Annotated in this window: 18 protein-coding genes; 9 read left to right on the forward strand and 9 right to left on the reverse strand. The window is 43.2% G+C overall.

Translation table 11 applies throughout. The features are described from left to right. Positions 1 to 111: 111 nt before the first annotated feature. The 3 genes from CWO08_RS18380 to CWO08_RS18390 all read left to right on the forward strand — a co-directional run bounded on the left by CWO08_RS18380 (position 112) and on the right by CWO08_RS18390 (position 3984). Entirely contained in the window at positions 112 to 372 is a 261-nt protein-coding gene (locus CWO08_RS18380) for a hypothetical protein (RefSeq protein WP_017081481.1), read from the forward strand. Positions 373 to 518: 146 nt separating this feature from the next. Next, complete coding sequence (gene aspT, locus CWO08_RS18385; RefSeq protein ID WP_102431690.1) at positions 519 to 2237, forward strand: aspartate-alanine antiporter; 1719 nt, start codon at positions 519 to 521, stop codon at positions 2235 to 2237. Positions 2238 to 2385: 148 nt separating this feature from the next. Next, positions 2386 to 3984, forward strand: coding sequence for a bifunctional aspartate transaminase/aspartate 4-decarboxylase (locus tag CWO08_RS18390; RefSeq protein WP_108020889.1), 1599 nt, complete (start codon positions 2386 to 2388; stop codon positions 3982 to 3984). Between the two features lie 113 nt (positions 3985 to 4097). Here the strand turns inward: CWO08_RS18390 and CWO08_RS18395 are convergent, their stop codons facing one another. The 7 genes from CWO08_RS18395 to CWO08_RS18425 form a co-directional block, all read right to left on the reverse strand. After that, complete coding sequence (locus CWO08_RS18395) at positions 4098 to 4787, reverse strand: hypothetical protein (protein ID WP_102431692.1); 690 nt, start codon at positions 4785 to 4787, stop codon at positions 4098 to 4100. Then, positions 4787 to 5965, reverse strand: a complete 1179-nt coding sequence (locus CWO08_RS18400; protein WP_102431693.1) for an OmpP1/FadL family transporter — start codon at positions 5963 to 5965, stop codon at positions 4787 to 4789. The genes CWO08_RS18395 and CWO08_RS18400 overlap by 1 nt, the downstream gene beginning before the upstream one ends. A 93-nt stretch (positions 5966 to 6058) precedes the next feature. Next, positions 6059 to 6871, reverse strand: a complete 813-nt coding sequence (locus CWO08_RS18405) for a crotonase/enoyl-CoA hydratase family protein (protein WP_102530273.1) — start codon at positions 6869 to 6871, stop codon at positions 6059 to 6061. A 223-nt stretch (positions 6872 to 7094) separates the two neighbouring features. Beyond that, the gene (gene fhuB / locus CWO08_RS18410) at positions 7095 to 9089 is read right to left on the reverse strand and encodes a Fe(3+)-hydroxamate ABC transporter permease FhuB (RefSeq protein WP_102431695.1); all 1995 of its coding nucleotides are present in this window, start codon (positions 9087 to 9089) and stop codon (positions 7095 to 7097) included. Next, entirely contained in the window at positions 9089 to 10027 is a 939-nt protein-coding gene (locus tag CWO08_RS18415; RefSeq protein ID WP_102431696.1) for an iron-siderophore ABC transporter substrate-binding protein, read from the reverse strand. The genes fhuB and CWO08_RS18415 overlap by 1 nt, the downstream gene beginning before the upstream one ends. 82 nt (positions 10028 to 10109) lie before the next feature. After that, positions 10110 to 12257, reverse strand: a complete 2148-nt coding sequence (locus tag CWO08_RS18420; RefSeq protein ID WP_102431701.1) for a TonB-dependent siderophore receptor — start codon at positions 12255 to 12257, stop codon at positions 10110 to 10112. Positions 12258 to 12463: 206 nt separating this feature from the next. Then, entirely contained in the window at positions 12464 to 13372 is a 909-nt protein-coding gene (locus tag CWO08_RS18425) for an AraC family transcriptional regulator (RefSeq protein WP_108020890.1), read from the reverse strand. 219 nt (positions 13373 to 13591) lie between these two features. Between CWO08_RS18425 and CWO08_RS18430 the strand changes: the two genes are divergently transcribed. The 6 genes from CWO08_RS18430 to CWO08_RS18460 all read left to right on the forward strand — a co-directional run bounded on the left by CWO08_RS18430 (position 13592) and on the right by CWO08_RS18460 (position 19242). Beyond that, on the forward strand, positions 13592 to 14353 hold the full coding sequence (locus tag CWO08_RS18430) for a siderophore ferric iron reductase (RefSeq protein ID WP_108020891.1): 762 nt from the start codon (positions 13592 to 13594) through the stop codon (positions 14351 to 14353). Positions 14354 to 14429: 76 nt separating this feature from the next. Next, a complete protein-coding gene (locus CWO08_RS18435) occupies positions 14430 to 15215 on the forward strand; it encodes an ABC transporter ATP-binding protein (RefSeq protein WP_102431699.1) in 786 nt (261 codons plus the stop codon). 144 nt (positions 15216 to 15359) lie between these two features. Beyond that, positions 15360 to 16451 carry a PQQ-dependent sugar dehydrogenase gene (locus CWO08_RS18440; RefSeq protein WP_108020892.1) on the forward strand — a complete coding sequence of 364 codons (1092 nt, stop codon included), beginning with the start codon at positions 15360 to 15362 and terminating at the stop codon, positions 16449 to 16451. A 445-nt stretch (positions 16452 to 16896) separates the two neighbouring features. Further along, positions 16897 to 17106 carry a cold-shock protein gene (locus tag CWO08_RS18450; protein ID WP_004737278.1) on the forward strand — a complete coding sequence of 70 codons (210 nt, stop codon included), beginning with the start codon at positions 16897 to 16899 and terminating at the stop codon, positions 17104 to 17106. A 326-nt stretch (positions 17107 to 17432) separates the two neighbouring features. Continuing rightward, complete coding sequence (locus CWO08_RS18455) at positions 17433 to 18488, forward strand: site-specific integrase (RefSeq protein WP_108020893.1); 1056 nt, start codon at positions 17433 to 17435, stop codon at positions 18486 to 18488. Positions 18489 to 18804: 316 nt separating this feature from the next. Continuing rightward, on the forward strand, positions 18805 to 19242 hold the full coding sequence (locus CWO08_RS18460) for a hypothetical protein (protein WP_108020894.1): 438 nt from the start codon (positions 18805 to 18807) through the stop codon (positions 19240 to 19242). Positions 19243 to 19268: 26 nt separating this feature from the next. Here the strand turns inward: CWO08_RS18460 and CWO08_RS18465 are convergent, their stop codons facing one another. Further along, positions 19269 to 20807 carry a hypothetical protein gene (locus CWO08_RS18465; RefSeq protein ID WP_108020895.1) on the reverse strand — a complete coding sequence of 513 codons (1539 nt, stop codon included), beginning with the start codon at positions 20805 to 20807 and terminating at the stop codon, positions 19269 to 19271. A 2-nt stretch (positions 20808 to 20809) separates the two neighbouring features. Continuing rightward, complete coding sequence (locus CWO08_RS18470; RefSeq protein ID WP_181360057.1) at positions 20810 to 21826, reverse strand: nucleoid-associated protein; 1017 nt, start codon at positions 21824 to 21826, stop codon at positions 20810 to 20812. Between the last annotated feature and the right edge of the window lie 29 nt (positions 21827 to 21855).

The raw sequence follows: 21855 nt of genomic DNA on the forward strand, positions 1-21855 counted from the left end.
TACCAATCGGCACTCAATTTTTGTTTTATTGCTATTTTATTTGAACATGATTTATCTATTTTCTCGATCGATATAATTCTCATCGTTCCTTAAAAAATAAACGAGTTAACTATGTCGAATCAAATTAATCACACTAAAGTCGCTATTAAAGAAAAGATGAAACGTATATATGGAGAAGATGTTACCCATAAACATAATAAAGACCATTTAGAATATAGAGAACATCAACCCTCTCATTCTGGTCAACATGGTGGCGACCCAGAAGGTCATAAGCATTTAGTCAATCACCATTCTGATGGTCATCATGATAAACATCACAAAGATAAAATGCATGACCATAAAAAATCATCGCGACTTCATCATAAAAAGTAGAAGACTGGATGAAGTTCAGATTATTAAAAATAAAGCATTAGATCAGTTCATCAACCAAATGTTGATTAATGCTTAATCAAACGTTAAACCAAATTAAAAAATGAAATAGCGAGTCAATGATGATGCTATTTCATTCAAGGATTACTATGTCATTTATTATTGAACAACTTAGAGACTATCCGTTTATAGCGCTCTTTTTATCACTCGGTCTCGGTTACTTAATTGGTAAAATTAAAATCGGTAAGTTTGAATTAGGTGGAATCGCAGGTTCACTGCTTGTTGCTGTAGCACTTGGTCAGATCGGCGGTATCACGATCTCTAACGAAGTAAAAAGCATCTTCTTTGCTTTATTTATTTTTATGGTGGGTTACAACGGCGGTCCGCAGTTTTTCTCGTCATTCCGCCTTTCATCGCTAACACGCTTATTCGCTTCGTTTGTGATGACGTTTGTAGGATTAATCACGGTTGTGTTGCTATCTAAATGGGCAGGACTAGATAAAGGTTTAGCGGCGGGCCTTGCGGCTGGTGGCTTAACACAATCGGCAATCATAGGTACTGCAGGTAATGCTATCGATCAGCTGAACCTAGCGCCAGATGTCACCTCAACGCTTAAAACAAACGTGGCTGTGGGTTACTCAATCACCTACATCTTCGGCTCTCTTGGTCCGATTCTAATGATGTCACTCATTCCAATGGTAATGGGTTGGAACATAACCAAAGAAGCGAAGAAGCTTACGGAAAAAATGGGCGCAGGCAGCAAGCAGCTAAACGAGGGTGAATTCTCTGCATTGAACCGCGTATCTTCTCGTGCTTATCAAGTGACCGCGAACTCTATGTTTGTTGGAAAAAGTGTTGTCGAGTTAGAAGAAGCATTCGATGCCGACCTCACAATTGAAGCTATTTACCGCTCACACGAAGACACAGAATCAACGTTAGATTTGGCGAAGAACCCTATTTTAGCGGCGGATGACAAAGTTTACCTTACTGGTCTGACTCAGGCATTTCCTAAAGTGACCTCGCTGGGTGTCGAACTCGGTGAATTTAGTGAAGAAAGCAATGTTGTCCAAACACAACAGAAGGTCGTACTCACGAATAAGAAACTAGCGGGTATTACGCTACGTAAGCTTCACGATGAAACGAACGCACGTATACGTCGTGGTGTTTATATCACTCAGCTATCACGCATGGGCCATGATATTTCGACATTGCCAGAAACTGAACTGCACATTGGTGACGAAATCACCTTAGTTGGACAAAAAGAAGACATAGCTAAAGTCATCAAAAAAATTGGCTACAACAGCCCACTGCCTAGTGTTACTGACTTCGTAACAATGTCTTTCGGCATGGTGCTTGGCTATCTGATTGGCGAGATTGGTTTCACTATCGGTGGTTCTCATATCGCTCTAGGTTCAGGTTTAGGTTGTCTGGTTTCCGGCTTACTTGTGGGCTACTTAAGAATGCGTACACCTCGTTTAGGCAGTGTTAACCATGGCGCAGCCAACTTTATGCAGACATTCGGCCTTGCAGTATTTGTTGCGGTTGTTGGTATTAATGCAGGCGCTCCAGCGCTGACGGCAATCAAAGAGAATGGCGTAACGCTCTTACTGCTAGGTGTGTTGGTCACTCTAATTCCTCAAGTACTGACGTTCCTATTCAACTACTACGTACTCAAAATCAAAAATCCAGTAGAAGCGCTAGCGGTTATCGCGGGTAGTCGCAGTGCAAACCCTGCATTCGCATCGCTACTAGAAAAAACACAAAACAGCACACCAGTACCGAGTTTCACGATGACTTATGCGGTTGCCAATATCTTCCTCACCTTATGGGGTCCGATCATCATCAACCTAATTACCAAAATTTCGTAATCAACACCGAATCAGCCAATTGATGATTCAACTTATTCATTAACGATTTAACACAGTAGCTAGCCAAGCAGGCTAGCTGCTCAAAGAAATTAACTCATTTATATATCCAAAAAACTTGGATCTTAAACAAATTTAAAGAGAAACGACTATGAAACGCACAGATGAAAAACGCCTAGAAACACTAAGCCCATTCGAAGTAAAAAACACACTGATCGACCTTGCTCAGCATTCACATGAGAAAACTATGATCAACGCTGGTCGTGGTAACCCAAACTGGGTCGCGACAGCGCCACGTGAAGCCTTTTTCCAATTAGGTATGTTTGCACTAGAAGAATCAAAATCGAATTTCTCAGGGTATGAAGGCTTTGGTGGAATGGGAGTTCAACAAGATATTAGCCTGCGCTTTCTTCAGTTTTGTGAAAAATACGAAGACCAAGAAGGTGTGCAATTCCTCATTGAAGCCTTCCAGTTTATTACGGATCAATATCAGGTAGACGGTGATGCGCTTATTTATGAATGGGTTGAGGGGATTCTAGGTAACAACTACCCAGTGCCTGATCGCATGCTCAAATATTCGGAACTCATTGCTCGTAAATACATCGAGCAAGAAATGGCAGGCTGTCAGCCGCTACCTGCTGGCAAATTTGACTTGTTTGCAGTTGAAGGTGGTACCGCAGCAATGGTCTACATCTTCAATACATTGAAGAGCAACCGCTTATTAAACAAAGGCGACACGATTGCGATTGGCGCACCAATTTTCACGCCTTACATCGAGATGCCAGAGCTTGAAGATTATTCACTAAACAAAGTGGAAATCATGGCAACAGAAGAGTCGGCGTGGCAGATTCCTGATTCAGAATTAGAAAAGTTAAACGATCCAAGCGTAAAAGCGTTCTTCTTAGTGAATCCAAGTAACCCAGCATCAGTAAGATTAAGTGACGATACGCTCTTGAAGATCGCAGAAATTGCTAACCGTCGTCCTGAACTCATCCTACTGACTGATGATGTTTATGGCACCTTTGCAGATAACTTCACTTCGTTAGCGATGCTTGCTCCGAAGAACACAATTCTAGTGTATTCGTACTCTAAGTATTTTGGTGCTACTGGCTGGCGTTTAGGCGTAATTGGCGTTCACGAAGACAGTAACTTCGACCGCATGATTGCAGATCTCCCGGAGCAAACCAGAGACACATTAACAGCACGATACCAAGGCATCTCCCTTGAACCGAGTAAGATTAAATTTATTGACCGTTTGGTGGCTGACAGCCGTGCTGTCGCACTGAATCATACTGCTGGCCTTTCAACACCTCAGCAAATCCAGATGACGATGTTCTCGTTGTTGTCATTGATGCAAGGTGGTGAAGAATATAAGCGCTTGGCTAAGCAGATTGTGCGTCGTCGATACAATACTTTGATGCAGAAAAACCTAGCAACGCCAATCATTGCTGAAGGCGATAAAACAGGTGCGTTTTATTATGTAGAGATTGACCTGAAAGAAATCGCTCAAACAGTTCACAGCGAGGGCTTCTTCTCTTGGTTAGAAGAAACCTACGAACCGCTAGACTTCTTGGTTCGCCTTGCAGAAGAGCATGGTGTGATTGTCATGCCGGGCGCAGGGTTTGATGCTCCAACATGGTCACTACGTGTGTCTCTCGCGAACTTAGAAGAAGAGCAATACGCCAACATCACGAAAGCGATGAATGAGGTAATGCAAAGCTACGTAGAGCGCTACCAAGCGACTTGCTAACATCGAACAACAGCTAAAAAGCTCATAGAGAAATGATAAAAGCTGAGTGTAAGTTCACCGACTTAGGTTGGCCTACACTCAGCTTTTTTATTTATGGGGAAACGAGTTGAAGCTTAGTTGAACTCATAGGTGTAAGAAGCACCGACACTGTTATTTTCACCGAAATCGTCCTCAGCAAAAATAGTGAAGAAGTTGAATGATTGAGCATCACTCAATTTGTAGCTTGCGCCGACGCCAGCCCAATAGCCGGAGTAATCATCAGACCCCATTGAACCGCCACCGAAGCCCATGATAGACCATTCATCCGTAATCGTTTTTAAACCAAACGCACCAATGTAGCCACCGTGTGTTGAACTCGGCATCAATACATAGTCAGAGCCAACGTTATCATCATCGAACACCGCCACTTCACCATCGTTATAGCTGTAGCCAGCCATCGGGAAGATTTGCCATCCAAACGGCTCAATATCAAAATAACTCAACGGAACAAATGTCCCGATACTGTAGTTATTCTTATAAGCATCGTTGTCGTATTCAGAGCGGCTAAAGTTGAAATTGACGATGCCCAAAGGTAATAACCATGAACCACCCACTCGCCACTCTTCGCCGTCCGCGTTGACACGAGCATTGATCATTCGAGCTTCATCAAGCCCGATAGAGCCTGAGAACTTAAGCTCTTCGTTATAAGCAACGCCGGCTTTGGTCACGATTTTAGTCGGATCATCTGGATGCTTCTCTTCAGCCAAAGCATCCGTTGAACCCAGTATTACCGAAGTAACAATTAATAAATTACGTAATGTCATTAGAATGTCGCGCTAACGCCAACAAAGTGAATGCGGCCATCGAAAGAACCATTCAACAAGTTCACCTGTGAACCTGCCAAGTTTCGGTTCATATCAACTGAACCTAAATCTGCGTATTCATAGAAAACGTCAATTAAGATATCATCCCAATAGGTAGATGCTCCTACCGAGTAGCGGTATTGCTCGCCCACTGGAAGGTCAACCCATTGCATTGAAGGATCGTCTTGTGGTGACGTTTCGTAAGAGAAGCCTGCTTTTAAGCGCCAATCAGAGTTAAGTTGGTAATCCGCACCTACTGCAAACTTCCATACATCATCCCAATCACGTTCGATTGGAACGCCGCCTAAGTCAGTTGCTCCGAAATCTAATACCGTTTCGTCCCAAGCACTCCAGCGGTGGAATTGAACGCTTGCCAAGAGATCAAGTTGAGAATTCAATGCATAACTTGCACTGAAGTCAATGATTTCAGGAAGAGCAATATCTGTAGACAAAGAGTTAGCAACATTACCTAAACCTTTCACTTCGTTATTAAACTCGTGTTCTAGCTTAGAGCGATAACTGGCACCTAACTTGAGTTTATCTGTAGGCGTGTACATTACACCTAGGTTATACCCGTAAGCCCAATCAGTATCTTGCTTAGCTGTAAACCCAGAAGTCGACTGCTCGAATGCAGCCCAACTCAATTGAACGCCAGCACCCACTGACCACTGATCATTCAGCTTATAACTCAGTGATGGGTTCACTTGCATTGCGGTCAGGGTAATGTCTTCTAGAAGTGCAGCACCCGCCCAATCACTGCCGTAATCAAGGCTTGAACCACCAACAGCACCCAGCGCAATACCAAGGTGTAATTTGTCTGTGACTTGGTGAGCATGGAAGGCACCAAATGAAGGCATGACTGAATGAGCTTTGCCGTCTGGATTACCATCGTTGTCTTGATATTTCATCTCAAGATCGAACGCCATGGTGTTGATGGTCGTTTTGCTCTCGCCCATGTGAGACATAGTGGCAGGGTTAGTCCATATCGCAGCAGCAGAGCGAGTATAAACACCGTCACCAGCACCAGTAGTACCAGCATTGGCAACGACCGCTTCTTGCAAAAACAGGCCACTTGCGAAAGCATTTAAGCTAGTAAAAATTGCGGTGGCAGCTATAGAGTAAGTAAAAGTTTTGTTCATCAGATTGCTCATTTAGCCTTAGACATTAAATTGTTCTAAGGTTACCGCAAAGCCTCATAAACAAAGGGAATATCCATTATTCCTGTACAAACGCTATTTAAACTTTCTGGCGACGTATGGTCGTGGGTTATCTCGATGAATTTCACGTTGAGCAGCAATCGCTCGGTTCTTACCCAAAGCGACCTTTATCTGATACCAAGTCTCGTAGAACACAGCCATGCCTGGGCTTGACCACCAAGTCTTGTTATAGAGTTTCTTATTAGCAGCGACAACATCTGGCGACCGATTCGCACATTCCAGAGCCAAAGCATAAGCTTCAGCGTAAGGGTCTTCGGCAATCTTGGTCACCAATCCATATTCTTTCGCGGTTTCGCAGTCGATCACTTTGGCCGTCATCGCCATTTCTAGGGTGTGATCTTTTCGCATCAGCTCTCGAAATGCGATGGCGCCTCCCATATCAGGAATCAAGCCCCACTTTGCTTCCAATATTGAGAAGTTCGCATCAGGGCTAGCAACCCTAAAATCACCACCACTGACTAATTGCAGACCACCTCCCCAACAACGACCATGAATCGCAAAAATGACAGGGCATGGAATATCTCGCCAACCCAATGAAAAACGTTGTGCAGCATTAGGCAATGTCGGTAACCATTTAAACAGCAGCTTCATCGCCCCAGATTTACTGGTTAAAAGGGACTTAACATCAAGCCCTGAACAAAAATCAGGCCCCTCGCCCTTCACTATTACAGCACGAATCTCAGTGTTCTTTTTCAGCTGAGTCACCATGTTATTCACGCCTTGGAACATTGCCATATCAATAGCATTGAGCTTATCGGGTCGATTCAACACAACCGTCGCAATTTGGTTTTCATCGATAGAACAAGTAATACGATCGAGGTTTGGCATGGCGGCTACCTTATCAGTGGTCAGACCTTTAGATTATACATTTTATTAACATATGCCAAACTTGCACATTAAGAAGCGAGACCTGCGTTGCTTAACTCCTCCCCTTTACACAAACGACTCCTACAAAAAAAGCAGTGATGGATCGCTCCATTCACTGCTTTTTATTCGTAGCTTTGGTTGCCAATAGCTTTGATTACCAGTGGTTTTAGGACATTAGCAGAACCTATGCTGTTCGAGATTTCAGTAATAAGAATATGAAATAACTGCCACCAATAATGGAAACTAACGTCCCTGCCGCAAGTTGCGCTGGGAACACCACCACTTGCCCTAACCAATCAGCAAATAACATCAATGCCGCACCAATCAAAAACGATAGAATGATCTGTTCACGAACCAAACGAGCACCAACCATCACCGCGATATGTGGAGCCAATAGACCAACAAAGGCGACCGGCCCCATGGTGGTTGTGACCATCGAACATAACACCGCGACAATACACAACAGAGCCACGTAAGCGATGTTGATGTTCAGCCCTCTGGCACTCGCGAACTGTCGTCCAGTCGCAATTAAGGTCACCCAACGACTCAACAGCAGAGCAACACCAATACAAGCCGTTATCACGACAGCCATTATAGTGGCAGACTCAGGCTCCACACGGTAGGTAGACCCTGCTAACCAAGCCAATAATGTGTATTTCCCCTCACCCACTCGTGTTAAAGAGAATTGCACCAAAGCTTCCAATACCGCGGTCAGCGAGATACCTGTCAGAATTAGAATAGACGGAGCAAACTGATGCTTCTTGCCAAGGAACAGCAATAAACAAAGCGCAATCGCACTACCTAAAAATGCAACCCACGGGCTTAGTGAGTGAATCGAATAGCCCATGAATAAGCTACTGAAAATCAACGCCAGAACTGCACCCGCCGACACACCAAGAATATCTGGGCTTGCGAGCGGGTTGTAGACCAATCTTTGTAAAATCACACCCGCCACCGCTAAGCCGCCACCAGCGAATATCGCGGTTAACATTCTCGGCCAACGAATAGACCATTCAAATGCGTCTGGGATAACAAAGTAGCCCATATCAGAAGAAGGCTGTGACAATGCACTCAACGCCAACAACCCGAAAATCATTGTGCCCAACAAGAAGTAAGCCAAAGATGAAATAGACTTCGGACCTTTAGGCATTGAGAAAAACAACTGATCTTGAGCAGACATTTGCTTTCTCGCAATAATGATCAACGCAGGAGCACCAATCACTGCGGTTGCCGTCCCTGTTGGAATCATGTCCAAAGACCATTGCGCCAAGAAGATCGCCAAGCTGTCGGTGACACAAAGTAATAGCGCGCCTAATACACAACTCGCGATGAGTTCAGATTTAGCCTTTAGAAAACCTAGATGCCTAGCGATGTTCGGAGCAATCAAGCCGATAAAGCTGATCACGCCCACTGAGGTAATCGACACTGAAACCAACCAAACGCCGATTGCCATTAGCACAAAGAAGGTCGTGCCAATATTGAGCCCGCGCGCCGCAGCCCCTTCAGTGCCGATGGAAAGCAAAGTCAGAACTCGCGGAGCTAAGAAGAATATGGCAAAAATCGGCAACAGCTTAGGCATCAACCAAAGCACTTGTTCCCAGCCATTTTGCCCTAGGTCGCCCGCTCCCCATACAAACAGATTCTGTGCGTACTGGTCGTTGAGTAGAATAATCGCCGTTGCAAATGCCCCTAGCAATAAGTTGACCGCCATACCCGCCAATACAATCGGTAAACCGCTCATATTTTTAATGCCAACAATGGAGACAATCAGACCCATAGCAAGCAGCGCGCCTATCAGCGCAAACCAAACCGAATATTGAGCAACCAACATTGGCGCGACCACGTTCAGAATGACCAGACCAAGCCACGCCCCTGATGATGTACCGAGTGTAAGTGGAGACATCATGCGGTTCTGCGTTAACTGTTGGAACAAACTACCGATAGTGCCAAGTGTTCCACCAACCAAAATCGCCATCACTAAACGAGGTAAGTTGACATAAATTAATGCCATCAACTCGAATGAATCGTCGACCATTTTATTGAATGTAACGATGTCACTGATCTGTGAGACTTGCTGAAACAACTCACCGATAGGGCCAAATTCAGACTGGCCTAACCATAAATGAATAAGGGCGGCGATAAATAACACCGCCCCCATCATCAAACCACTGGATTTCATTACTGCTCCGCTAACGTCAACAACGATTGCGCCATCGCTTCTGCGTTATACAAAATCGACATAGCACCGCCGTAGCTCCAACTTGCTGCTACAGGGCTAAATTGACCATTACGAACGAAAGGCATGCTCTTCCAAACCGGAGAACGATCTAACTTGTCTTGATATGGGAAAGGTTCGAAGTAAAGCGCAATACCACCCTTAACATTCTTAAGCTCGGTCATACGCTTTTGACTGATGCCCCACTGACTCGCAGGAAGATCCATCGCATTTTCAAAGCCTAGCTGCTCAAGCGCATATTGCGGAATCGAGTTATCACCGTATATGTAAACCGAAGTCGTGCTCGCAAAACGGAAAGAGGTCACTTTCGGCTTGTCGCCCGGATACGCTTTATCTAGTTCAGCTTTTAAAACCTCAAGACGTTCGTCCATCGCAGCCAGTTTGTCGTTCGCTTGCTCTTCTTTACCAAGCAATTGGCCTATCTTCTTGAAGTTATCGATAGCCGCCGCCGCATTGCTATGCTGTTCACTGTACGTCTGGTAGTAAAGCACGGGCGCAATTTCAGAAAGTCGTTCCTGAAGATCTTTCTGAGGAGAAGCGATAAGAATCACATCAGGGTTTAGCTTCTTCAAAGCAGAGAAATTAGGCTCAGTTCGAGTGCCAATATCGGCCACGCCTTCTGGAATCGCAGGTTGAACAACCCAATCTGTATAGCCAGCGATATCAGGCACTGCCACTGGTGTTACACCGAGTTCAATCACTTGTTCAGCAATGTCCCAGTTCAGCGCAGCCACTCTAACAGGCTGAACTTCAAGGGTTTTAACACCCTCACTGTCTTCAACTTGAAAGTTGGCCATCGCTTGAGCTGATAACAACAAGCTCAATGAGACAATGAACGAACTCACTTTAGGAAAACGAGAAGTAAAATAGTTGGCTTTCATATAATCACTGTCACTTTTTAATTGTTTATTTAACGACAAAAGCAGCCTACACAGGCTGCTTAGATTTATGTATTCAAATGAATTAGAACTCGTAGTTAACGCTGAGCTCTACAGACTGCTCAGCACCGAACCAACAGTTCGATTGGTCGTAACAGGTGTAGTACTCTTCATTAAACAGGTTGTTAACCATCAAATTAGCCGTTGCACCAGATAGTGTGTCGCTTGCCTCACCTAAGTCGTAACCCATAGAGATATCAACGACAGTGTAAGACGGCACTTTCCCTTGAGTATTGGTTGCATCCATCTCCATGTCACCCATGTAACGAGCGCCAGCACTCCAACGCGTACCTGCTAAAGCACCACCGTACACATAGTAATTACTCCATAAATTCGCAGCGTGTGTAGGTACGTAGATTGGTGTCGTTCCTTCAAGGTCAGGGTTTGCATCTTCCGTTACTTCCATATCGACGTATGTATAGCTCGCGTTCACATCCCAATCTTCCGTGACAAACCATCGGCCTTCAAGCTCCAAACCTTGCGAGCGCACCTCGCCTAGCTGAATCTTAGAACGGTATGTAGGATCTGATGGATCAGCAGCAATTGAGTCTTTCTTAGTAATATGGAAATAGGAAGCCGTAACCTGTTGCGACATATCTGGAGACAAGTATTTAATACCCAGCTCGACCTGTTCACCTAGCTGAGGTTTTAAAGAGTTGCCATTAATATCAGTACCTGCCGCTGGCTCAAAGCTCGTCGCGTAACTTACAAACGGAGAAATACCATTATCTAGCTCATACAAGGCACCTACACGATAAGAGAACTGGTTATGTTCAGCTTCTTCTTTTCCATCATAAGTTGGGTAAGAGCTATTTTTATCATCGCTCGCCTTGAACATGTCGTAACGACCACCAGCAAGTAGAACAAGCGCGTCGTAGCGTACTTGGTCTTGGAAATATAGTCCTAGCTGCTCGGTCGTAATGTCGTGAGATTCACGGTAGTTCTCTTGAAGCTGACTTTTATCCAAAAGGTCAGTTTTCGGATTGTAAGCATCAAACCCATAGAAGCCCGCATTCGCAGTGAATTCTTTGTACAGAGAATCACCTGTTAGCTTTAGGTAGTCGACACCGAATAGTAAATTATGCTCTAAGCCACTAATTTCTAGGCGACCTGAAACTTGGTTATCGATAACAAAACTCTGTGAATCCTCATCCGTACTGTAAGCATTTCGAATTAAACTGCCTGTCGCAGGGTTGAAATTAGTCGCGGTGTGGTAAGTATTCTCCTGGTACAGAGATGCATCGGTATAGCGAGCGTTCTGAAGAAAAGTCCAATTATCGTTGATTTGATGATTGATCTTATAGCCTAACATCAAGACTTCACGTTCAAAGGTACTCCAGTTCTTGTCACCCATGGAGACAGATGGATCACTTGCCTTCAGCACTTCAAGCGGCATTGCGGAGTTAGTACCCATTGACGGATCATTTTGATAGTAAAAGTTGAAGTTAATAAGTGTTCTATCAGAGACCTGCCAATCTAGTGAAGGAGCAATCACATAGCGCTCTTCTTCGGCGTGATCGACTTGGCTGTCTTGTTTACGAGCGAGTGCTACCAAGCGGTAAGAAAAGTCACTGTCCCCCAATTGACCTGTTGTATCAATTGACGCTTCCATAAGGTTTCTTGAGCCAGTAGATACTCCTACTTTTGTAGCCCCGTCTTCTTGCGGCGTCTTTGCAATCATGTTGACCATACCACCCGGTGGCATAGCTCCATACAACACAGACGTAGGGCCTTTAAACACTTCAACTTGCTGAATCGCAATAGGGTCTATTTGAGGTTGTAAGTTCCAACCAGTAAGGAACGGAAGTACCAAACCATCGTAGTAGCTTTGGTTATTACTAAAGCCACGAATCGAGAACGTATCGTACATCGTTACTGATGCGCCCTTCTGCTCGGTTACAACACCCGGCGCGTATCTAAGCGCTTGGTTGAGGGACTTCACACCTCGTTGATCTAACTGTTCTTCATCAATAACGGTAATACCTTGAGGCGTCTCTTCTGGCTCAAGTGCCGATTTTGTTGCGGTATTACGATAGGCTTTCCCCATAATCGTGACAGTTTCGATATTCGAGTCTGCCGCTGTAACGGTTTCTTCCGCCAACGCTTGCGCTGAAAATGCAGTGAGCAACGCTACTGCTAGTGATGAATACTTAAAACGAGTGTGAGTGGTCATGATTCCCTCGGTACCAATGCTTAATATAAATTATAATAAATCTCATTTGCATTGTATGTATCTATGAATGGGATAATTAACAATTTGGTGCAAACTCACAAAGAACTTGGCCTATTTTCAATGGAATCAGGTCAATTGCTGATTAAAAGCACAATTTACCTTATCAGTAGCAAGGCTTTGCTAGGAAGGGAATGACGAGGATATGACTACGATTTAATAATAGGAACCCAATACTCCATCTCAGCGTCAGAGGCGTGAGCTTGATAGCCAAATGGGTACACTTCGAGTTCATAGCCATCGACACCGCGATAACCCGAACTCGGTAACCAATTAAGAACAAACCAACTCAAGGTATATCGCAGGTTCTCTATAGGCCCGCAATGCTTCACCACGGCATAGGTTTGCTTGGGGATAGTCAGCACTTTTAACTTTTCAGAAATTAGACTTGGTAGTTGCGGAATTGAAACTTCGTCATCAAGCTCGACACCTGCCCAATAATGAATGTTAGTCCCGTCGAAGCATGACTGAGTGAGATCGATAACACCAATAAACTGCAGTGCGTTGTCATCGGGCAAACTCACCTCACTTTCCAAGCGTGACCATAACTGAGGGACTTTTTGTGCAAAATCTTGCGTCAGCGAAAACAAGCCGCTGATTTCTGATGTTATGCCTTTAACAAGGAAAGACTCTCTTTCGTCAATACGAACTTCAACAAAACTCAGAGCGCCTTTTTCTTCTGCGCTGACAGTTTCAGACACTTGTATCGGCTTTCTTAGCCCTACTCTTTTGCCCGCTTTTCTATATTGGCTTGGGCTTGCCCCAAACATCTGCTTAAAGGAACGACTAAAACTAATTTCTGAATTGAACCCAAGCCCGAGTGCAACATCGATGACACGCTCTCTTCCATCAAGTAGCTCTTCTGCTGCCTGACTCAGTTTTAGCTCTCTCACATAGTTAGCCACAGTAAGCCCCGTTTCGGCTTGAAACACTCTTTGCAGTTGCCAGCGAGACCAACAGCTTTGCTTTGCAATATCTTCTAGAGATAACGCAGAGCTAAGGTTCGCATGGATATAAGCTAGAACGCGGCTGATACGGTCAAATGCAGGAGTGTTCATAGTCACGCTTTTATAATCTCGATAGTGGTAACAATTAAGTCGATACAGGAATACCTTTTAACATTTAAAGCGACTTTTATCACTTAATAATGGCCAAGGCGCACTCAATTTATAAATCTTTTAAACCAAGAGTTCTCTGAAGAGATGCACCATTTTGTATGGTTATCGTCAATGAGGTTCGCTATGATAACGCAACTGATTCTCATTTGATGGTTTAAAATGCTTTCCCAGCTGCACAATATTGCCACTCGTCGCAGAGCCCCCTCCCTGCACCAGAAAATCTTCGCTTACTCAAAACAAATAACGCCTTATCTAAGTGGAAGTTATGGCTCTCTGAGCAGCAAAAGCATCGCAATGACAAACGATAAAAGCCATATCGAGATCAAACGCGTTTACGATGGCTTAGCGGAAAATCATTCTAAAGCAGGAAAAGCGTATTGGTTGACGCGAACTTGGGATCTAGTTTGCTGGCAGCCTATCTATGTGACCTTCGTATCTATCTACGGCCTTCACTCATTGCCAGATATCAAGAATATCGGTCAGTTTAGGTACAAAGAGTTTGTGACAGGGTATCGCTTCTTCAATGGTGACCATCAACACGGTTCACCTGAGGAGTTGATACCTAAAGCTGGCGAAGCCATACTTGCACTCACTGAGTTTTATCGCAGCCAAATAAGTGAATGGACACGCATCCGCCCTGGTTTTACTAACCATTTGCTGGCGGATCTACTGTTAGGCAGTTTGATCAAATTGCAGCAGCATGAACCGAGCCTGACCAACGACTACATCACAGCACAAGCTAAGCTTTGGTTAGAAGCATGCCAATTACCTGAAAGTCACTTAGACAGCCTCAAGGTCGATGCCGATTCAGGAATGCTTAAACTGATTAGAGTCAGCTGTTGCTTAGTTTACAAATGCGATTCGGGAAAGTATTGCGAAGATTGCCCTAGACACCCTGACAACAAAAAACTGGCTCAATAACACCCTCTATTTTTAAAGACCAATAAAGTATGTTTGATTTCATTAAGCGTTTTATTGGTCTAAACATAGGACTGACATGTTTCAGCTTTCAAACATCAAAATTGTTCGTGATGAACGAACCATTCTCTCAATTGAAGACCTTGCGATTCCGACCAATGAACTGACTGTCGTTCTTGGCCATAATGGTTCAGGTAAATCTACACTCGTTAATTTGCTATCAGGGCAGATGTCACCGGATCATGGTAGCGTTGAACTGGACGGCACTTCTCTTTCTTCACTAAAAAGCAAAGACTTAGCCAAGAAGATTGCGTATTTGCCACAAAAGCTCCCTGCTTCTGCTGGCTTAACGGTGGAAGAGCTGGTTCGTTTAGGGCGTTTCCCATGGAGAGGCGCGTTAGGTCGTTGGAATTCAGAAGATAAGTCGATCATCCGACAAGCAATGGAAAGAACCGGTGTTACTGAATTCTCACAAGCATTAGCGGATGACTTATCTGGTGGTGAACGTCAACGAGCGTGGGTCTCTATGTTGCTGGCTCAACAGTCACCGGTATTGATCCTTGATGAACCGACTTCTGCATTGGATGTTCATCACCAATTCCAACTGATGAGTTTATTGTCTGAACTGAACAAAAATGAAAACGTTGGCGTTATCGTGATTCTGCACGACTTGAACCTTGCACTGCGCTACGCGACGCACATCGTTGCTCTGAAGAAAGGTCAGATTGCATTTGAAGGCAGCGCCGATAAGTTACTCGATGAACAGGCTTTGTCTGCACTGTATGAGTCCCCAATTCGACTTATCGATCATCCAGTTCCAGCTAAGACAGCTGCAAGCGAAAAGGTCGCCGTTGTCTGCGAGTAACCCGAAGAATCAAAGTTAAGTGAATGAGGTACTCATTCTTTGGATAACTCACCAGCATAACGAGTGAAAACAGAGTAAATGTTTCCTTAAACTTAAATCAACACAAGCTACACTAATACCACCTCATGAAATCAAGAGACTTCAATGAACACTTATCACCGCATTCTATGCTCTGCTTTGGCACTTGTTGTGTCCAGTCCTATTGCCTCAACGGCGGCCTTCGCCTGGCAAGCTGAGAAGATCACAGACGGTCTCGTAATCCCATGGGGCCTAGCTTATGTCGATGACGACTCTATGCTTCTCACAGAAAAAGCCGGCGTTATTAAACACGTTAATTTGAAAACAGGTGACCAAAGCACACTATTCAGGCTGCCTGATGTTTGGGCAAAAGGTCAAGGCGGCGCTCTAGATATTACGTTTTCACCCTTTGAAGAAGACAAACTCTATGTGACGTATAGCAAAGACATCGACGATGAAGGCGTAACCACACTCGCTTCCGCTGATTACAAAAATGGTGAAGTGTCTAATTGGCAAGATGTGTTTGTTTCGAAGTCGAGAACCGATACTGGGCGTCACTTCGGGAGCCGCATTACGTTTGACGATAGCCACCTTTACTTTTCTATTGGCGACCGAGGGGATCGAGATAACGGCCAAAACACCATGACGCACGCAGGTTCAATATTACGATTAAATGCCGATGGAAGCACGCCAAGCGACAACCCTTTCACAAATAACGACAAGGTTCTCGACGAGGTTTGGAGTTTCGGTCACCGCAACCCGCAAGGGCTTTTCTATGATTTCCCAAGTCAAAAGCTTTGGTCTATAGAACACGGTCCGCGTGGCGGTGATGAAATTAACTTAATAAAAGCAGGAGCTAACTACGGATGGCCAGTCACATCACACGGTAAGGAGTATTGGGGCCCTATCAGCGTTGGCGAATCTGAAACCAAAGAAGGCATAGAAGCGCCTAAAAAGGTCTATGTTCCTTCAATCGCTCCGGGCAGTTTGATCGTCTACCAAGGTAACAAGTACCCAGAATTACAAGGCAAGCTGTTGGCAGGGGCACTAAAACTTACCCACATCAATATCGTCACAGTTAACGGGCAAGGTGAGGCAATCGAGGAAGAACGCATTTTAGAGGACTTAGGCGAAAGGATAAGAGACATCGAAACTTCACCAAACGGAGACATCTTCTTCAGCACCGATAATGGTAATCTATACCGCTTGAAAAAGTAGTGGCGACACCGATACAAACAGACGATATTTGATAATGATTTTATAAATAAAGCCGTTAAATACAGGCCCTCAAGTCAATTTAACGGCTTTCTTATCACAAAGTAGAATGTGCCAAAACAGTGCAACCACTCTAATTTTGTCATCAAATTCACCTAGGTTTTTCACAAAAACGACAAGAAATCACCATACAACTGTAACTCCATGATATTTAAGGAATGCAAAGTTTGACTACCCCCAAGTTTCTGCAACCTTTCACTATGGATTCGATTGACTATCCCCTGATTTGATTTAGACTCCATTTCGGCTAGAAAGAAAGTTCTTTGTATATAAACATTTCGTTGGATTACTAGTAACCCCGTTGTGTTGTACGCAATAGCAATAAACTTTTCCACGCTATCAGTGCCACAATTGGCTCACTATAAAAATTAATTTTAGGGATAACATCATGTCTAACACAGTTACTGGTACAGTAAAATGGTTCAACGAAACTAAAGGCTTCGGTTTCATTCAACAAGAAAACGGTCCAGACGTATTCGCACACTTCTCTGCAATCACTGGCGAAGGTTTCAAAACTCTTGCTGAAGGCCAAAAAGTTGAGTTCGTAGTATCTCAAGGTCAAAAAGGCCCACAAGCTGACAGCATCAAAGTACTTTAATTTAGTATTTTAAAGCTTTCTAAAAATAGCCAGCCTCTGCTGGCTATTTTTTTACCCGCTATTCAGAGATTTAAGGTAATATTCCCCTTCACTATTTCTACCTAAGACACCCTCTCAATGGCTCTTAAACCGACAATCTATAAGTTTCACTAAAATACGCCACTCCCCGCCCTACCTAGCACCAGCCACATACACCATTACTTTCAAACACTTAATACAAATAACAACCTAGAAGAACTTTAATAAACTGCTATAATCTCGGAACCTTGGTACACCTTTTGTACCCCTCAAATCACCCTTTTGGTACACCTCAGAGGCACACGTTCATGGCATCTTATAGTATTGAAAAGCGAACTCTAGCGAGCGGTGAATCTCGCTACAAAGCCACTGTTACCGTGAAACACCGGAGCAAGATTGCTCAACGTTTCTCCAAAACTCATAAGAAGAAAACGCTCGCTACTGCCTGGGCAAAAAATGAAGTCCGAAAGATAGAAGAAGGTGAAACTCAAGACCGTTCTGTACCCATTGGCCAGCTGCTAGACATGTTCATTGAAAACAAAAATCTCTGGGACAATACTGGCCGATCTAAACAAACCGTATTAAAAATGCTCCGTGATTGTGACATCGCTAAAATCTATTCCGATGAGCTAACAACTAAAGACTTGATTGAGCACTGCCAAAATAGATGCAGTACGGGAACCAAGCCCTCTACCGTCTATTCCGACATTTATTTTTTACGTTCAGTATTCAAACGAGCTAAACCTGTATTCAACGTTGCCGCGAACGTGAACACATTCTTAGAAGCAACACCTATTCTGTATGAAATGAAGCTCATCGGTAAATCAGAGAAACGAACAAGGCGCCCTACCACCGATGAAATAGACCTATTGAAAGAAGCACTAGAAGAACGCGAGCAACGCAGGGAAAACAAAATCCCCTACTCTATGCTTCTAGACTTCAGCATCCTGAGCTGTATGCGAGTAAGTGAAGTGTGTGGTATTCGTTGGGAAGACTTAAACGAAGAACTTAGAACAGTGATCGTACGTGACCGAAAAGACCCACGTAAGAAAGAAGGCAACCACATGGTCGTTCCTCTACTCGGTGAAGCATTCGATATTGTAATGAAGCAAGAGCGTAAGGGAGAGTTGATATTTCCTTACAACCCACGCTCAGTTGGTCGAGGCTTTGTCGAAGTATGTCAAAAAGTTGGGATTGATAACCTGCGCTATCATGACCTACGCCGTGAAGGTGCAAGCCGCTTGTTTGAGAAAGGCTTTACGATTGAGGAAGTGGCTCAAGTAACGGGCCATAGGAACCTAAATACCTTGTGGCAGGTTTATACTCAGCTATTCCCACATAAATTACACGAACGTAAGATATGAAAAAAGCCGCTAAAAAGCGGCTTTTTATCATGAGTCGGTCGGAGCGGCGCCCGCAGCCTTATAATTGAATATAAATTCATTACAAGTCACTGAACAAGTTGCTGCAAGTCAATAATATATCGTCTCACAACTTGAACCACGCTCTGCACGTCTAGGGTAACTGTGCTTTTACTACTATGCCTAGCCTTCAAATGGTTACCTCAGGCTGACAAATCGTCTTTAAACGACCTGAGATAATCATAGATAAAATCAGTTCTAGTGTCAACCACATCATATTGCTAGAATGTATCGTTCTTAATTTTGCTGAAGAAAAACAATGACTACCGATACCTTTACTAAAACTGGTGATACACCTTTCGACTATTGGTTAATCAATAGTAATAAAGATTGGGCTGTCATTCCAGCAGGAACTATAGAAGGTTTTGATGAAGATCTACCCATTCGCCTTCAGGTGGGTAATAAAGGGTTTGGTCAAAAACACATCGAGTTTCGCCATGGTCACTGGTTAAAAAAGATTAAGAAAACAGTTCAAGAGGCACTTTCTACAAAGCTAGGTCAAAGTGGTAATATTTTTACGACTGAAGAAGATAACAAGCTCAAAATTATGATGCGTGTTAGCCCAGATTCTCTGCTCATCATCCGCTACGTCCCAAACAAACAAGGTAACTTCTTCACTGTGGTTTCTCTTTACTACAAGAATGAACGTGTTGACGGTGAGCATGTGGGCCGTTATGAATCGAAATTTAAATGCTAAAAAGGAGCCAATTGGCTCCTTTTTGTTTATCCAGCTAAGCTTTGGGCATAGAAACTAGCAAGCATTAAGGTGATAGAAACAGCAAGTAACACAAAAAGCCAAACTAAAATATAAAGATTTCGTCTCTTAGAAATGAAGCGATTGTTTTGTTTAAAGTACTTATCATTATTCAGAATGTTTTTCATGTCTTCGACCGTTAACACATTCTCATACGCCTTCTTCGATTGCTCATACATATCTCCAAACCTTTTTTGATCTTGAAATGATTCAACCAAAGCAAAACCAAATAAACTTGTAAACACAAATAAAGCCAGACCAATCACTAAAACAAATACATCCGAGCCAATAAAAGCAAATAAATCAGAATAGCTATAACTCTCACTGCTTTTCGAAAAGATCCTAAACAAGATGGTTGAAATTGCGAAGGTCGCGACACCAAACACACCCGTCTTAATTGAGTTTGCAACTTTCTCAGCAGCTTCCCCCGCTTTCTGTGCCGTCACTTGCATTTGGTCAGCTAACTTACTCGTAGCATCAATATAACTCTTCACGTCATCTTTCTGTGAAAGGATAAAGCTTGAATACGCTGAAGCTAAAACAGGCTCATTCACGCTCAATAAATCATCAACATGTAAAGGAATAATATTACGGGTTACACCAAGCTTATCTACTGAACTACCTTCATACACCCACTTATACAATGACCATAAATATCTAGCATCAATATTTACTAAAGCTGCAAAATCATAAGAACCTGAAATGTCTTTTAAGCCTTTAAGCTGATACTCGATTGACTTACTATTTATTGAAGTTAGGTTAGCAAAAAAACTTATTAGGTAAGCATTCAATAGACCATTAAATACACTAGCAATAGCCTTTAGCTCTTTAGGATCACTCACTAACAACTTGAAGTGCCCAGGCAAAAATGGCCACTCCGATGCATTAGAAAAATGACCTAAAGTTCCTCGAATTCGCTTTGATTCATCAGCATCAGTTTTATTAAATTTGGGGTTAAATGAGTTAACTGAAAATTGACTCTTAGGTACAAAATAGAAAAACTCCGAATGAGACAAAGACTCGAAGTCACCTAAAAGAGCTACCCCACGAGCATCTCTCCGACCATAACGAGTAACGATCTCACCATGAACTTGCTCTAGAGACTTTCCTTTTAGATACGCTGACAGTGAATCAATTGAATAAACCTGGTCGACCAATAACCCAGGTTTTGGCTCAGCTGTCGACTTGAATATAGATAGGGAAAAAGAAAGTACCTCTTCACCCTCTAACTTTTCTATCTCATCACGTAAATCACCAAAGCGTTCTTCAAGGATAACTTCAGGTGTTGTATTCGAGAACTCTATAGAATCATCCAGGTCATGGAAAACTTTTATCGTAAATCGGTCTTGATGCTTTCGGTATTTTTGAAGAAAACTAGCCAACGAATCAACATCACTTTCAAATAAGTTAGCTAGTTTGCAAGATGCAGAGAAGTGAGTGAGAGATTCAGTGATACCTTCCCACTCTTGAACTGGTTTTGCCCAAATACTTCTAACATCATCTAACATGATTACTCTTCTTTCCTGAAATGCTCGAAACCTTCGTCAGAGAAGATGATTACACCCTTTCGGCCGTGTTCTTCATGAGGCAAAATAATTTCATCTAAATTATCAATACCGTATTTCAAACTTAATTCAATTTTGTCTGTCAAATTAATCACAGTGTTCTTCTTTGCCTTCACATCTGTCATGTTAATTTGAAAGTGAGGGTCAAATGCGTGCTTCCCTTTTTTCTTAGCGGGGAGCTTTAGCAACTCATCTGCAAAGTCTTTTGCCACAAAGTGTTTATCTAATGCTTTGTGCTGACCAAAGACAGTCTCAACCAACTCATTATAAACAACGGTTTGACCGTGGTTGTTTCTTAGGTAGGTGATCAAGTGATTACGTAACGCTGTATAATCTGATTTAAAACCGTCTCGTTTTACTTTCTTGAGAGCACCATCAATCGCATTAAATGCATTGGCTGTATTTACATTATCAGATCTTACTGGATATACATCCAGAAATTTTATCCAAAAAGCATTGGCTCTTGATACAAACAAGCTAGCGGGCTTACCTGACTCAAAGCGAATAAGTGCTGTATTTAGAGCTTTTTTCTCTGTGGGTAGACCATATTGATGTTCGAAATCTACAACACTCGCGAACTCTTCTTGCTCCATTTTAACTAACACTAGGATATCAACGTTAGCTTCAGGTGGTTTGCAGTGAATAAGCAGTAAGCTACCTGGCGTAACCTTTTTATCGAGATGCTCGATTCGCTTTTGTGATACTTGTTGAGCATCCAAAAGGCTAGCAGAAAACTCTTCACATAACGCCTGCCAATGAGGCGCGTGTTCAATATACTTAAGAAACTCTAGTTCAACTGAAGATCCTTCATTAAAAATGAACTCTTGAGTATTCTCATTATCCTGAGTATGTGTAACTGCCAATTTAGCAAAGTCTTGAAAATTAGCACTAGAGTTAACATTACCCACAAACTTTTTGTACTCACCAGTTTCAATGAACAGGTGATAACAACTTGTATTCATATATTTCATTAACTAGCAATCCACATTTA

It is taken from the genome of Vibrio sp. 10N.286.48.B8 (assembly GCF_003050085.1).
GTDB lineage: Bacteria > Pseudomonadota > Gammaproteobacteria > Enterobacterales > Vibrionaceae > Vibrio > Vibrio crassostreae.